The organism is Acinetobacter sp. SwsAc2 (assembly GCF_013391465.1).
Lineage (GTDB): Bacteria > Pseudomonadota > Gammaproteobacteria > Pseudomonadales > Moraxellaceae > Acinetobacter > Acinetobacter johnsonii.
The window spans coordinates 18,659-33,764 of the sequence record NZ_JACBEZ010000019.1 but is presented as its reverse complement, the minus strand read 5'-3'; the positions used below and the strand labels follow the sequence as shown (position 1 = coordinate 33,764).

The following is a 15,106-nucleotide window of genomic DNA, read 5'->3' as shown; positions in this document are numbered from 1 at the left end:
TTTTCGTATTGGTTAGCTAGGTATAACTCCTGTCGTACCTCACATCCTAGTATTGAACTTATCATTTTTGTTTTATGTTTTGGAACTTCCTGTTCTCTATGACTGCATCATATAAAAAATCTTGGGACTGACCTAGACGCAATCGACTTGAATAGTTGTAAGCCAAAACGTACATGGAAAAATAAGCTTAATTAGACTTACCCCCAAAATTATCCGCAGAAATTGTGGATAGTTTTCAGGATAACCGAAGCTAAACCTGACTCCTTAAAGTTAATTTTTGAGTACTTTAAAAGCAACTTTATAGCCCACTGCTTCAATCTGTCGGAAATACAAGCACTCTTTTCTCAATTTTGCCTATTTAATTATCTATACATATCAATCCGAAAAGTTGAAGTATGAGAGTAGCTCACTCTCCACCCAAGTTAATCAGCAGGTCATGCCAAACCTCAGATAAAGACCCATTGAGAATCAGTAAAATCTTGTTCATTTTCATATTCAGTTGCTGATTTGAATATCGACTCATCGACTTTGTCTAAAACAAACGTAAAAGTAAAAAGACAAATTAAAACATTATTTTAGATACTTATAATTCACCCATGAACCAGAACCCTAAATGATCAAAAACCCAATAAAAAAAGGACTCAATATGAGTCCTTTTCAACATCATCACTTGCGCTTTAGCTCTTCTTCGCCTTCAATGTTTTAAATAACACAAATAACACGAGGATCCACACAGGAAGCATCAACACGGAAAGCATAAAACCTTGATTCCACATGATATATAAAATCATCAGCATAAACACTAAAACAAAATAATTGCTAAACGGTGCAAATAACGCTGGAAACTTAGTTTGAATGCCCTGCTTTTTGATACTCTGTCTAAATTTAAGATGGATCAAACTGATCATCATCCAATTCAACACCGCAGCACTGACCACAATATAAATCAGATAACTGAGCGCTTTTTCAGGCAAAAAGTAATTCAACAGCACGCAACCAAAAATCAGTAATGCTGAAAATAAAACAGCCGCAATCGGTGTCCCTTGTCGATTAACCTGCTTAAAAACTTGCGGGGCATTACCCTGTTCGGCCAGACCTAATAGCATGCGACTATTGGCATACATCCCACTATTACAAACAGAAACCGATGCCGTCAGAATAATAAAATTGAGTAAATGCGCTGCCCAATCAATGCCTATTTGCTTAAAAATCAGTACGAATGGGCTTTTATCTAAGCCCCCCAAATCCAATTGATTCCAAGGCACCAGAGACAAAAGAATCGCCAGCGAGCAAATATAGAATAGGAAAACCCGAATCACCGTTTGATTGACGGCTTTTGGAATGTTCTTTTCAGGATCTTCGGTTTCCGCAGCCGCCATACTGATCAGCTCAATGCCACCAAAGGCAAACATCATAAAGGCCAGCATATAAAACAAGCCTTCAAAGCCATGTGGGAAAAACCCGCCATGTGCCCATAAGTTCGTGACAGATGCGGTTGAAGCGACATCAGCCGTCAACAACAGGTAAACCCCGAAAATGATCATGGCGATAATCGCCACAACTTTAATCATCGACAGCCAAAACTCAGACTCCGCATACAGTTTGACATTGGCAAGATTGGCCAGTGTGATCACCACAAAAAATACCAGCACCGAGACCCACGCAGGAATATGTGGCCACCAGTAATTCACATACTTACCAATCGCGGTCAGTTCAGTCATCACCACCAAGATATACAGTACCCAGTAGTTCCAGCCCGTTAAAAAGCCTGAAAACCGCCCCCAATATTTAAAGGCAAAGTAGCTGAATGAACCCGTCACTGGCTCATGTACAATCATTTCACCGAGCTGACGCATAATTAAAAATGCAATCAAACCGCCAATCATATAACCCAAAATAATAGATGGGCCAGCAGATTCAATAATATGTGCTGAACCTAAGAACAGCCCTGTGCCAATTGCACCCCCCATGGCGATCAATTGAATATGGCGGTTCTTTAAACGGCGCTGAAGTTTAGGCGTCTCGCTGCTCAAAACACATGCTCATCTGATAAAAAAATGAATTGTACCGCTTGCACAGACGATCAACCAGTCTTGTCCTTTTAAATTGCAGATTGCTCGGTTTCATTTCACCAGTTGGAGATTTAAGCAAACTGCTGATTTTGATTGCCGCATTTGCTTGAACCCCATAAAAAAAGCGGATAAACCTCAGCTTATCCGCTTTTTTTATCGTTCAGAAAACTGAATTAATCTTCAGGATATTCAAAACGGTAGCCTACCCCATATACCGCCTGAACCCATTCATGACGGTTACCTGTTTCAGCCGCATCAGAGATCTTACGACGTAAGTTCTTAATATGACTATCAATCACACGGTCAGCCACTTCAAAGCTGTCTGGGTTGATATGATCCAGCAACTGTGCACGTGAATAGACTTGACCCACATGCTCTAAAAACAACTCCAGTAAACGAAACTCGGTCGGCGTTAAGTTTAAAGGCTTTTGTTGATACCAAATGCGTTGTTGCGCTTTATCCATACGGAACAAAGACTGATCTTCAGGCTCAGCCTTACGCTCTAAACGACGTAACACGGCTTGAACACGCGCCACCAATTCTTTCGGGCTAAAGGGTTTACACACATAGTCGTCTGCCCCCATGTTCAAGCCAAGCACGCGGTCGATTTCTTCCGTACGCGCGGTGACCATAATGATCGGCAAATCCGACTGTTCACGGACTTTACGACAAATGGTCGAGCCATCCATACGCGGCACCATCAAGTCTAAAATCATCAGACTCGGTTTACGCTGCGTAAAGCTATCATAGGCTTCCTGACCATCGTGAAACATACTGACTTCAAAGCCCGCTGCTTCAAGATAATCGCGGACTAATTGTGCAAGTTCTACTTCATCTTCAACCAGCATAATATGTTTCATACATACTTCCTTTTGTGTTTCATTTTTTTGGGAACGTTAACTTGCAACGTAAACCACCCAAAGGCGAATGATCAAAACTCAATTCGCCGCCCAAAGCCTGTGCCAGTTTAGCCGATAAAGCCAAACCTAAACCTGTACCACCTGTGCTCCGTGTACGCGAGTCATCGACTCGATAGAAACGCTCACCGAGTCGTGCCAGTTGCTCATCAGTTAAACCATATGGACTGTCATCGACATAGACCGTCCAATCTGTTGCGGACTGTTCCGTATGGACTCGAACCTGACCACCCGCTTCGGTATAACGAATGCTATTACCCAACAAATTGACCATGATTTGCTTAAAGCGGTCAATATCAAGTTGTAACTCGGCGCCCTCACCTTCGACACTAATGCTTAAATGGGCCTGTTCAAATTTAGGCTTAAAGTTTTCCACTTCTTGCTCAATCACCGCCCACGGGTTTACGGTTGCAAAGTAACAGTTTAATTGCTGTGCTTCCGCTTGTGCCAAATCGGCCAAGTCATGCGTGAGTTTTTTCAAGCTGGTGACTTGGCGTAACATCGATTCAAAATGCTCAGGCGTTGGCTTTCGAATACCGTCTTGCATCGCTTCGATCTGCGCTTGTAACACTGCCAGCGGTGTTTTCAACTCGTGTGAAGTATCTGACACCCACTGACGACGTGAAATTTCATGCTGATCTAAAATCACCGCCAGTTGGTTCAGTTCATTGGATAAATCACCCAGCTCATCGTTTCGATTCACTTTAACTTGATGCTGAAAATTACCCTTGGTTAATTCACGCGTACCATTCAACAAGCGTTGAATCGGTGTCTTAAAATAAGTCGCAAGTAACAACGCAGCAATTAAACTGGCAAAAACGGTTAAACCATAGACCAGTAATAAATAACGTTTTTGATTACTAAAGAAATTGATACTCAATGCATCATCTTGATCGAGGACTGGTTTCAGCCCCAAGTACCCCACCACTTGGTTATTCACCACAATAGGACGGAAAGAAACTTGATCATCCGAAGGTTCACCGACCACGAACTGACGCTGCGTATCGTATAAAGACAAACGCGAGCTAAGACCTAAACGGTCAGGCGTGGAAATAAACTGTTTTTTACCTGTGTTTTGTTTGCTCTCTTGTTCAATCTCTTCTTTTTTACGATCTGGGCGGAAAACATTTTGATTGGCGCTGAGCGGGAACTTTAAACCTTCGAAGGGTTGAAACTCCGAAGGTAAGTTTTCCTCCAAAGCTTGCAGTTCTTGTTCGGTTAAAATCTGTTTTTCATGTTTGACTTCAGTGGTAGAAACATCACTGAGTAAGGTTTTGGTATTTTCTTTAAAATAACGCTGTTGCAAAGCAATGTCGTACTGACGACGTAACCACCAACGAGAGAGACGGTCATAATCATCTGGCGCAGCATGTCCTTCAATCTGCAAAATTTGCGCTTGAATGGCATTGCCCCAGTCATGATAAGTGCTATAAACGCCAGCCAAGTTATCAATCAGATGATCGAGCTTTTGCATTTCCACGTCCGCCACATATTTGGCAAAATTCTTTTGCATCGTCCAATGCAGCACACCTAAACTCACCGTGGTAATCACCAAAGTGGTCAGCAATACAGTGAGGAATAAGCGTAAAGCAATCGGTACGCGGCGAATCTTCAAAAGCAATCTCTCGGTCATTCTTTTGCCTTGTTATTGTATAGAACACTGCATCAAAAAACTCTCCATTGTTTCTACATCTTTATTATTTAATCTTTAATCATCCAAAATCACATGCTCTTGTATGGGGGAGTTGTAGAATGAATAAGATGACAAAAATTGCTTTAGCCACTGCCAGCGTTTTATCTGTAGGTGCGTTGACTGCCTGTCAATCCACCCAAGCACCAAAAGATATGGAGCAGTCGCAACATATGCATAGTCATTATCAAAAAGACCGTCATATGACACCTGAACAACGCGAACAGTTTGAAAAAATGCGTACTGAACGCAAGCAGGTCATGCAAGACATTAAAAAAGCCTGCGATGGCAAAGCAGTGGGTTCAGCAGTCCAAGTTAAAGCAGGTGAACAAACACTAGAAGGCACATGTGCGATTTCATTTAAACCGAACCGTGATGAAATGAAACGTGGTGAACACCGCCCAATGCGTGGTGATCAAGCCGATCGTGGTGAATTCCGTGGCATGCATATGCAGCGTGGCGAACCACTAACCGATGCGAAACGTGCTGAGTTAACTCAGCAATACGATCAACGTTTAGCTGAACGTCAAGCGCGCCAACAAGCTGCGACCAAAGCCTGCCAAGGTCAAACCGATGGTAAAGTCGTGCAGTTAAAAGTTGGCACACAAACAGTAGATGGCAAATGTATCGTTCACTTCCAGCCTAAAGCCCCTGTTTCAGCACCGAATAAGGCTGCTTAAGCCACTTTAAAAAGCATAAATATATAAAAAGGCGCAAATTGCGCCTTTTTTATTGGACATAACTTTTTACGCTTTTTGACTATTTATGTCATGCCAAAAGCAGCAAAACTGTTTACACTCAGTGCACTTAGCGATTTTGAATAATATTTATTTGACTTTACAGTCACCAAGAAAAGCACCTGAACCGCTTGTACCAAATTAGAAGATGTTGCACGATTAAGTTATTCCAATCCGTGTCAAAGAAGACACGTTTTTATGTTTATTAGGATTATAAGCTGGTTAAACCAGTATTGAGGAAACCGATATGCCACAATACAAAGCGCCCTTACGTGATATGCAATTCGTACTGCATGAGCTATTGAATGCAGAAGAACACTATTCTAAATTGCCTGCATTTCAGGAAACCGTAAGCCGTGAATTGGTTGACCAATATTTAGAAGCTGCTGCAGATTTCTGTGAAAACGAATTGTCTCCAATCAACCAAAGCGGCGACCGCGAAGGTTGTACTTGGAATGATGGCGTTGTTACAACTCCAACTGGCTTTAAAGAAGCGTATCAAAAATATATCGAACTTGGCTTCCCGTCTCTTTCTGCTGAAGAACAATACGGCGGTCAAGCATTACCTGTTTCTTTGGGTAACGTGATTTCAGAAATGGTCGGTACTGCAAACTGGGCATGGGGCATGTACCCAGGTCTTTCTCATGGTGCAGTTCGTACTTTAGAACATCACGGTTCAGCTGAACAAAAAGATGTTTACTTACCAAACCTTGTTTCAGGTGTTTGGACAGGTACGATGTGCTTAACAGAATCACACGCTGGTTCTGACTTGGGTATTATCCGTACTAAAGCTGAACCACAAGCTGACGGTAGCTATGCCATCACAGGCGAGAAAATCTTTATCTCAGCAGGTGAACATGACATGGCTGAGAACATTGTCCATATTGTTCTTGCTCGTCTTCCTGGCGCACCTAAAGGCACTAAAGGTATTTCACTATTTATCGTACCAAAGTTCAATGTAAATGCAGATGGCTCTTTAGGCGAGCGTAACGCAGTTCGTTGTGGTTCAATCGAACACAAAATGGGGATTCATGGTAACGCAACTTGCGTCATCAACTTTGACAATGCAAAAGGTTTCTTGATTGGCCCTGAAAACCGTGGCTTAAACTGCATGTTCACTTTCATGAACACCGCACGTATTGGTACTGCTGTTCAAGGTCTTGCTGCATCTGAAGGTGCATTCCAAGGTGCATTAACCTATGCGAAAGACCGCTTGGCAATGCGTTCTTTAACAGGTCCTAAAGCACCAGAAAAAGAAGCCGATCCAATTATTGTTCACCCTGCTGTTCGTAACATGCTGTTAACTCAAAAAGCATTTGCTGAAGGTGGTCGTGCACTGGTTTACTTATTGTCTCTACATGCGGACGTGGTTGAGCAAGGTGCAACGGAAGAAGAGCGTAAATCTTCTGACAACATCTTGTCACTGCTTACTCCAATTGCAAAAGCATTCTTGACTGAAACGGGTTCTGAATCTGCAAAACACGGCGTTCAAGTGTTTGGTGGTCACGGCTTTATTTCAGAGCATGGTATGGAACAAATCGTTCGTGATACACGTATTGCGTGTTTATACGAAGGGACAACTGAAATCCAAGCACTTGACTTGTTAGGTCGTAAAGTTTTGGGTACTCAAGGTGCAATGTTGAAAGACTTCACTAAGATTATTCACAAATTTGTTGAAGCAAACAAAGACAATGCTGCAATGAAAGAGTTTGTTGAACCTCTTGCTGCTCTAAACAAAGAGTGGGGCGACTTAACCATGCAAATTGGTATGAAAGCAATGCAAAACCCAGATGAAGTGGGTGCTGCTGCGGTCGATTACCTCTACTTCTCTGGTTATGTAACGCTTGCTTACCTATGGGCACGTATGGCACTTGTGGCTCAAGAAACATTGGCTGCAGGTACAACTGACGTTGACTTCTATAATGCGAAAGTCACGACAGCTCGTTTCTACTTCAAGAAGATTCTTCCACGTGTTCGCTCACACGTTGACGTGATTGCTGGTGGCGTAGAACCGTTACTTGCATTAGATGCAGAGCACTTTTCATTCTAAGTAATTAATAACTAATTCGATATTTGAAATAGTTGTACTCTTGAGTACAGAAATGAAAAAGGACAGTCATAGCTTTGGCGGTCCTTTTTCTTTATAAATAGAGCGTTATTTCGCTTGGGTCATCTGACAACACTCTCCGTTGTTAATTAAGCTGTCCTAAGTCTACAGAGATTCAAACAATAAACAGGTGAACGAACATGCCAATTTATAATGCCCCACTTGCGGATATGAAATTTATCCTCAATGACGTTTTCAACGCAGATCAGTTCTGGCAGTCTAATGAAAATCTAGCTCATGTAGACAGTGCGACGGCTGAAGCGATCCTCGAGGAAATGGCTAAATTTGCGCAAAACGTAACCCTGCCTTTAAACCGTACAGGTGATGAAGAAGGTGCAACATTTAGCAATGGCGCAGTGACTACACCTGCTGGTTTTAAAGAAGCATTTAAGCAATATGCTGAAGGCGGTTGGATTGGCTTAGCGGCTGATGAAGAATGGGGCGGTCAAGGCATGCCAAAAATGCTGACGGTTCTTGCAGATGAAATGCTGTTCGCAACCAACCCATCATTCATGCTCTACCCGCTTCTTTCTGTCGGTGCAGGTATGGCACTGAACAGCTACGCATCGCAAGAACAAAAAGAAACCTATTTACCTAAAATTTACTCAGGCGAATGGTCTGGGACCATGTGTCTAACTGAGCCACATGCAGGTACAGATTTAGGCATTATCAAAACTAAAGCTGAACGTAACGAAGACGGCACCTATAACATTACAGGGACCAAAATCTTTATTACTGGTGGTGACCACGACTTAGCTGAAAATATCATTCACTTGGTTCTAGCGAAAACACCAGATGCACCTGCGGGTTCACGTGGTATTTCACTCTTCATCGTACCTAAATTCTTAGTGAATGCAGATGGTTCTGTGGGCGAGCGTAATGCAGCAGGTCCAGGTTCAATTGAACACAAAATGGGGATCAAAGCGTCTGCAACTTGTGTAATGAACTTTGACGGTGCCAAAGGTTACTTGGTCGGTAAAGAAAATGAAGGCCTTGCGGCTATGTTCGTGATGATGAACTACGAACGTTTATCGATGGGTATTCAAGGTTTAGGTGCATCTGAATTTGCTTACCAAAATGCTGCACAGTACGCGACAGACCGTCTACAAGGTCGTAGCGCTTCTGGTGTTCAATCGCCTGCTAAACCTGCAGACAGCATTTTAGTTCATGGTGATGTACGTCGTATGTTGCTGAATGCACGTGCCAATAATGAAGCATCTCGCGCATTTGCAGTATATGTCGGTCAGCAACTGGATATCACTAAATTCTCAACAGACCCTGAAGCGGTGAAAGCAGCCAATGACCGTGTTGCCTTATTAACCCCAATTGCAAAAGCGTATTTAACTGACACAGCATTCCAAGCAACTTTAGATGCACAAATGGTCTTCGGTGGTCATGGTTATATTCGTGAATGGGGCATGGAGCAATGTGTACGTGACTTACGTATTGCACAAATCTATGAAGGCACCAACGGCGTTCAGTCTCAAGATTTAATCGGTCGTAAAACCATTAAATGTAGTGGTGCATTCATTGCAGACTACATTACTGAAATCCGTGACTTTGCTAACAGCTTAGACGCTGACCTAAACTTCATTAAAGATGCAACACTCGATGCGGCAACTGAAGTGGAAGAAGTGACTAAGTATATCCTTGAACGTGCTGCTGAAAGTGCAGAGTTCCCGAATGCAGCAGCAGTGGATTACTTACATGCAGTCGGCCTACTCAGCTTTGCCTATATGTTTGCAAGAATTGCCAATGCTGCAAAAGCCAAAGATGGTGACTTCTATCAAAACAAACTGGCGCTTGCAGCTTACTTTACACAACGTATTTTGCCTGAAATCGACTTACGTATTGTAAAAGTAAAAGCAGGTGCAGAAGTCATCACGAACTTCTCTGAAGACTACTTCACCAGCCAAGCTTAATCGCCTAAAGACTAAATAAAAAACGCCTGCTTCGTCAGGCGTTTTTTTATGGCTCAGCTTTATTTTTGCTTTTATACGTCATGTGCATGAAATTTGCTTATGATGCAATAAACCACCATCAACATATCAGGAGGCAGCCATGACCAACCGTGACCCTAAAATAGAGAAAATAGAAACCCTCATCGATAAACTGGGCAATACTGCAGTAGAAAGTTTTCACTATGTGGCTTTATTTATTATTGGCTGTATGGTGATTTGGTCGGCAGGACATACCGTTTATGAGATCCTGACCATTAAACAATATGCCTCGATTGATGATATTTTACTGTTATTCATCTACTTAGAACTGGGTGCAATGGTTGGTATCTATTTTAAAACCAACCACATGCCTGTCCGCTTTTTAATTTATATCGCCATCACCGCCCTCACCCGTCTTTTAATTTCCGATATCCAGCATGACCACAAAGCGGATATGGATTTGGTGATTATTACGGGTTCAATTTTAATTATGGCGATTGCAATTTTGGTGGTGCGTTATGCATCGTGGAATTATCCTTCAGTAATTCGGGATAAACATGCCGACAAGCCTTTACCCGAAGGGAAAACACCACGCCCACAAGATGATGAACTCGCTTAATTCTTTATTGACCACTAAAAAACCCTCCGTCTAAACAACGGAGGGTTTTCTGTATCAGTCAAAGATTCATTTATTTTGAATCCGCTTCTAAAGCGTAGCGTCCATTTTCATAGATCCAGTGCATGCCTTCAGGTGGGTCTGGCAGTCCCAAACGTCGCCAATCGGTAATCAACACATAATCACGGCTTTCAATACTGGAGTCGCCATCCCCATACACATAGCTATTGGTTTCCTGACTATAGGTTGAATAGCTGGGTGCTCGGTAAATAATACTCACACCTGGTCGCATTGGATATCCGCCATGTGGTGGATGGTGCGGAGGTGGTCTGTGATGAGGGGGCTCAATTTGAGGCGGTGATGTAGGTCTGGGCATTGCTCCTTGATACGGCCCAGCATAGGTTGGGAAACGCTGGGTTTGCGAAGTCAGCGGTTTTCCATAATTACGCGTCGCTGGTTGAGCAAAACTCAGTGCAGGAAATAAGCTGAGTAAACTTATTCCATAGATTATTTTTAAATATTTCATCATCTTCCTCCACTGAGGTGAATATTATTATTTTAAACCTATTTTATGGATAAAAAATGTACAAACCATCAATTTTAGATCACTGGTCGTTATAACAGCAATAAGGTTTAAAGCTGGATTTCTTTGAAAAGCAAAAAATGCATGAGTTTTCAGTTTATACTTAATCTTTGTTTATAAATGTATTGGATGAACAATCGTGGCTGAATTAAGTTTTGATCGACTCTATGAATATTTTGCAAAAGTGCCCAGTATTCAAAAAAATCTGATTGATGCTTATGGCACAGATGGAAAAAGTGCATGGTGGTTTAAGTTTCAAATTGATGTAGATCATCCTTTGGCATGGCAAACGGTACAAGAGCTGGGACATGTACTGAACTATATTTCTAAAAATGAGCGCCTACCGACGCAGTTTTTACCTGTTTCACCGCCGCCGTATATGAATGGTGAAGCCAAGCAATTCTTGGCATGGGTCATTCAGTGTAACCATCCTGATTTTCCACCCGATGTCATTTGCGACTGGTTAGAAGCACGTCTACCGAGCCCAGTGGAAGATGCCGAAAAATGGAAAATCAAAACCGATCTACATGAACTCGATAACATGACCGATAAAGATTTGGATCAAATCATCCCGCCAAATCCTGAACAGTAAGTGCAAATAAAAAAAGCGCAATATGCGCTTTTTTTTATTTTAGTCTTTCTCTTACCTAGCTGTGCTACGCCTTTTCTAACAAAGAAAAAAATCTCTAAAACGTCGACAAACCACTCCATTCCATAAAGCGGTATAGCCCATATTTGAGTTTTGACTCATCTTTATATTGCTCATAGCTCACACTCATTTGACGACCATTTAAGTTCGACCATGCCCCATCAAAATATTGCTGTGCATCTGTAAACACCGCTGCATTAGACTGGCCAATCACACGCAAATTGGTCTCTAAGTTATAATTCTTCAAATTCCGTGCGGTAAAATTTGCAGAACCTAAAATAAGCTCTGCTTCTTGCACATGGCGTTTTAAAATCATTTTGCTATGACACTGCTCTCCTTGTGTATTACACCACCGCACTGTAATACCAGCATCGTTAAGCTCAGATGCAACTTGACGGTTCGGAATTCCATTCTTTTGACGACCAAATGCATCTTTATTTGGGTCGAGTAAAATCCGAAGTTTAACGCCGCGGTTCTGCGCATCTTTTAAAGCATTGATGATTTGACGCTCAGACAAATAGAACATCGCCAAATCAATCTGGTCATTAGCTTTTGCTGTATTCAACAAGTTGAGTGTTGCGTCTAGGATTGCTTTTTCAGTCAGCACCTGTACCTGCGGTTGAGATGGATTGCCTGCAGTTTCGCCCAGAATCACCATCGGCACATCGCCCTGAGACATATGTGCCACAGTTTGCTCGGTTTTCAACACATCAATTGCGGTATTGCCTGTCACCAACAGGGCTACATTGGAATGTCGCGAACTACCATCATGTGGATTCGCCGATGTGACCAAGGTTTTCCAACCTTCGGAGGTATCGACCACCAAAGTTTTACGATGATTGGCTTTGAAGTTAAATAAGTTTAGATAGCTACGTAGGGTGATTTTTTCATCCCCAAACGGGTTTCTTAACCAACCGCCGTCGGGATTATTGCCTGCATTTTGACAACAGATATACCAAAAACCAGACCAAACAGGATTCGAGGCACGAAGCGGACGTAAATCGGTTTCAATCACATCCACGCCTGCCTGACGCAATTTACGGTAATGCTCAGGTAATAGCCCGCCATACACTGAGTTAATCGGGTCAGTGATGACTTTGATTTCAATATTCGGATGTAAGCTGCGCTTGACAATCAACGCATCGGTCAGCTGCCGAGTCAACGCCCGTTGTGATGCTTGAGATGTCCCCACTTCATCATTAAACAAGAACATATCCAACACAATCGTGGTTTGCGCATCTTCAATCAGTTGAAACACTGTGTTGAAAATATGATGATCTTGTTGTTGCTTGCCTTGTGCATCGATATAGGTTTGATCTGCAATAAATTTGACATCGGCATGACGCAACTTGCCCGTATAGTCCAGCCCATCAGGTAGTGGTTTAACGCTATGGTAAATCGCGGACGTTAAATAAGTCAGAGCCAATAAACCCACCACGACACCGACATAACGGGTCGATGTCCAGTTGAGCTTTTGATGTAATTTTCGAAAGATACGCATAACAAAAAACCTAATCCAATATACTCAGACTAGGTTTTATTGTTTGATTTTTCAAGAGGATTTCTGTTGTCGAACGCTTTGCTTAAATCACTTTAAACAGCGTCTTAGAAACTAAAGTCCAGTCCAACTGTGAAGTTACGCCCCACTTGCGGAATGGTCGATAAGAAAGAGGTATGCGAATAAACCATCTCATCTAAGAGGTTATTGGCTTTGAAATACACGCGATAATCATTGCCCTGCATATACTGACCATTATACGCCAAGCCGAGATTCACCATGTTATAGCCCTCGGTTTCGGTCTCATAGCTTGCAATTCGATCTTGCTCAAACACATGGTAGTACTCTGCCGTTCCTGACCACGTGTCACTAAAGTTAGCATTCACTTTTGTTCCTAAACGACCAGCAGGCACTCGTGGCGCATTTTCATTGTCAATTTTGCCACGGACATAGTCACCAAATACGCTCATCTTATACACATCATTGATGGCATAAGAGGCTTCTGCTTCAGTCCCATAAAAACGCGCTTTGTCTTGGGTGTAGTCCACTAGACGGAAGTTTTCGTAAAGGTAGGCAGTTTGAGCATAAATGTAGTTGTCATACCAGTTGTGGTAAATATGAACGTGATAATCAATTTTATCCGTATCGTAATGGAAACCTAACTCTAGGTTATTAGACTTTTCGACATCGAGATTTTCATTGCCACGCTCATAGGTATTGGTTGCAAGATGCTTACCATCGGCATAAAGCTCTTGCGCCAAAGGTAAACGCTCTTGATGTGACCCGACCAAAGACAGTTTATAGTTCGGTGCAAACATCCAATTCACAGCACCCGAATAAGACACGGCATAATCATCATAGTCTTTTCGATCTGACTCAATATCAATGGTCTGCTGATCGACACGTGCCCCTAACTCAAAATGGAAGTCATTCCACTGCTTGTGTTCTAAACCAAACACGCTCCACTTTTGCGTCTTGGTCGGTTCTAAAATAGACTCTTCACCCGTGATATCTAGTTTTTGTTGATTGTACTGTACGCCAACCACACCTTCCCAATCCGCAATCGGCTGATGCACCATTTCTAGACGCGCATCATAACCTTTACTTTTAAAGGTAGTTGCAACGCTATCACCTTCAATTTCATCATGTTGGTAGTCGGTATAACTGGCATGGGCACGTAACTTCTCAAATCCTGCAATCGGATTTAAAATTTCTGTACGGAAGTCATAACGCTCCGACTTTAAGTCAACCCAAGGCCCTGTCTCATGTTCGTCATGCGCATGTTCGTGTCCTGAGTGATCATGTTCATCCGTATGTCCATGATTATCGCTCCCGTCACAGTGCAAATGATCCTCATGCGGATGACAGCTCTCATATTCATGGCTGTGCCCAGGTAAACCGTATTGATCTTGACGGTTGGTATAGGCAATACCCGCAAAACCACGCTCACCAATCCATGAACCACCAACGCTGACCGTTTCGCCTTTGGCAAAGGTATTTCCGACACGACGTTCTTTTTCGAGTTCACCTTCATGCTCATGGAAATAGTTCGGTGCAATATAGTCATTCGCTTCACGCTTTGAACCTTCAACCCGTAGAGCAAACTGACTGCCCAAAGCAACCGTCGCCCCAGCACTGGCCAACTTTTCATCACTGCCAGAGTTGTAGCGTAATCCCGCCGTACCTTCTAGACCTTTTTCAGGCATGCTGGTTGGAATTTTTTGATCGGTGACATTGACCAGACCGCCCACGGTGCCTGCACTGTATAAAAGGGTTGAAGGACCACGGATGATTTCAATTTGCTTGGCCAAAATCGGATCGACCGTCACGGCATGGTCTGGCGATAAAGTCGAGACATCGGCTGTTTCTGAAGCATGTTGTAAGACCTTCACGCGAGGGCCATCTTGACCACGAATCACGGGGCGGCTTGAACCTGAACCATATTGATTTGAATACACCCCCAACTCATCTGCCAAAGCATCCCCGATGGTCGGTGCGCGTTCTTTTAAACTTTTTTGCTCGATGACCTGATCGGCGACTGCAAAATCAGCAGCGGTCTGAACGAGTGGATGTGCTTGGCTGGTCAACGTTTCAAGTTGTTGTGTTGTTGTGTCATCTGCAAAAACGGCAGGTGCGACCACCGCCAAAATAGAGAGCGTTATCAAATTTTTATGGAAAGCCATGGAACTCACTCAAGCGTACAATTTTTGAATATTGTTATAATATAACATTTCAAATTCATTGCAATAAAAAACATTCCAATCGCAGAAAAAAGATAAACTGCCCTATCCATCTAA

11 protein-coding genes are annotated in these 15,106 nt (G+C 42.7%); 5 read left to right on the top strand and 6 right to left on the bottom strand.

What is annotated here, in order from left to right; all coding sequences use genetic code 11:
• Positions 1–677: 677 nt before the first annotated feature.
• From HYI04_RS09870 to baeS, 3 genes are all read right to left on the bottom strand, one after another.
• The gene (locus tag HYI04_RS09870; protein WP_130234984.1) at positions 678–2,033 is read right to left on the bottom strand and encodes an amino acid permease; all 1,356 of its coding nucleotides are present in this window, start codon (positions 2,031–2,033) and stop codon (positions 678–680) included.
• 212 nt (positions 2,034–2,245) lie between these two features.
• Positions 2,246–2,932 carry a response regulator gene (locus HYI04_RS09865; RefSeq protein WP_130234985.1) on the bottom strand — a complete coding sequence of 229 codons (687 nt, stop codon included), beginning with the start codon at positions 2,930–2,932 and terminating at the stop codon, positions 2,246–2,248.
• Positions 2,933–2,951: 19 nt separating this feature from the next.
• Positions 2,952–4,604 carry a sensor histidine kinase efflux regulator BaeS gene (gene baeS / locus HYI04_RS09860; RefSeq protein ID WP_004697753.1) on the bottom strand — a complete coding sequence of 551 codons (1,653 nt, stop codon included), beginning with the start codon at positions 4,602–4,604 and terminating at the stop codon, positions 2,952–2,954.
• A 137-nt stretch (positions 4,605–4,741) separates the two neighbouring features.
• Here baeS and HYI04_RS09855 point away from each other — a divergent pair, with 137 nt between their 5' ends.
• The 4 genes from HYI04_RS09855 to HYI04_RS09840 all read left to right on the top strand — a co-directional run bounded on the left by HYI04_RS09855 (position 4,742) and on the right by HYI04_RS09840 (position 10,082).
• The gene (locus HYI04_RS09855) at positions 4,742–5,359 is read left to right on the top strand and encodes a hypothetical protein (protein WP_130234986.1); all 618 of its coding nucleotides are present in this window, start codon (positions 4,742–4,744) and stop codon (positions 5,357–5,359) included.
• A gap of 304 nt (positions 5,360–5,663) precedes the next feature.
• A complete protein-coding gene (locus HYI04_RS09850; protein ID WP_130234987.1) occupies positions 5,664–7,466 on the top strand; it encodes an acyl-CoA dehydrogenase C-terminal domain-containing protein in 1,803 nt (600 codons plus the stop codon).
• Positions 7,467–7,663: 197 nt separating this feature from the next.
• Positions 7,664–9,445 (top strand): acyl-CoA dehydrogenase C-terminal domain-containing protein, encoded by a 1,782-nt coding sequence (locus HYI04_RS09845; RefSeq protein WP_130234988.1) that lies wholly within the window; start codon positions 7,664–7,666, stop codon positions 9,443–9,445.
• Positions 9,446–9,584: 139 nt separating this feature from the next.
• Positions 9,585–10,082, top strand: a complete 498-nt coding sequence (locus HYI04_RS09840) for a phosphate-starvation-inducible protein PsiE (protein WP_130234989.1) — start codon at positions 9,585–9,587, stop codon at positions 10,080–10,082.
• A gap of 70 nt (positions 10,083–10,152) precedes the next feature.
• Here HYI04_RS09840 and HYI04_RS09835 read toward each other — a convergent pair whose 3' ends face one another.
• A complete protein-coding gene (locus HYI04_RS09835; protein WP_130235012.1) occupies positions 10,153–10,605 on the bottom strand; it encodes an RcnB family protein in 453 nt (150 codons plus the stop codon).
• 196 nt (positions 10,606–10,801) lie between these two features.
• Between HYI04_RS09835 and HYI04_RS09830 the strand changes: the two genes are divergently transcribed.
• Complete coding sequence (locus HYI04_RS09830) at positions 10,802–11,254, top strand: hypothetical protein (RefSeq protein WP_058870278.1); 453 nt, start codon at positions 10,802–10,804, stop codon at positions 11,252–11,254.
• Positions 11,255–11,348: 94 nt separating this feature from the next.
• Here the strand turns inward: HYI04_RS09830 and HYI04_RS09825 are convergent, their stop codons facing one another.
• Together HYI04_RS09825 and znuD are read right to left on the bottom strand one after the other, a co-directional pair.
• Entirely contained in the window at positions 11,349–12,812 is a 1,464-nt protein-coding gene (locus tag HYI04_RS09825) for a phospholipase D family protein (RefSeq protein WP_178896119.1), read from the bottom strand.
• Positions 12,813–12,916: 104 nt separating this feature from the next.
• On the bottom strand, positions 12,917–14,992 hold the full coding sequence (gene znuD / locus HYI04_RS09820) for a zinc piracy TonB-dependent receptor ZnuD (RefSeq protein WP_178896118.1): 2,076 nt from the start codon (positions 14,990–14,992) through the stop codon (positions 12,917–12,919).
• Between the last annotated feature and the right edge of the window lie 114 nt (positions 14,993–15,106).

Excerpts from the sequence above, each read along its gene's own strand:
- HYI04_RS09865 (WP_130234985.1), bottom strand. The coding sequence starts at position 2,932 with ATGAAACATATTATGCTGGTTGAAGATGAAGTAGAACTTGCACAATTA.
- HYI04_RS09855 (WP_130234986.1), top strand. The coding sequence starts at position 4,742 with ATGAATAAGATGACAAAAATTGCTTTAGCCACTGCCAGCGTTTTATCT.
- HYI04_RS09850 (WP_130234987.1), top strand. The coding sequence starts at position 5,664 with ATGCCACAATACAAAGCGCCCTTACGTGATATGCAATTCGTACTGCAT.
- HYI04_RS09845 (WP_130234988.1), top strand. The coding sequence starts at position 7,664 with ATGCCAATTTATAATGCCCCACTTGCGGATATGAAATTTATCCTCAAT.
- HYI04_RS09840 (WP_130234989.1), top strand. The coding sequence starts at position 9,585 with ATGACCAACCGTGACCCTAAAATAGAGAAAATAGAAACCCTCATCGAT.
- HYI04_RS09835 (WP_130235012.1), bottom strand. The coding sequence starts at position 10,605 with ATGAAATATTTAAAAATAATCTATGGAATAAGTTTACTCAGCTTATTT.
- HYI04_RS09825 (WP_178896119.1), bottom strand. The coding sequence starts at position 12,812 with ATGCGTATCTTTCGAAAATTACATCAAAAGCTCAACTGGACATCGACC.
- znuD (WP_178896118.1), bottom strand. The coding sequence starts at position 14,992 with ATGGCTTTCCATAAAAATTTGATAACGCTCTCTATTTTGGCGGTGGTC.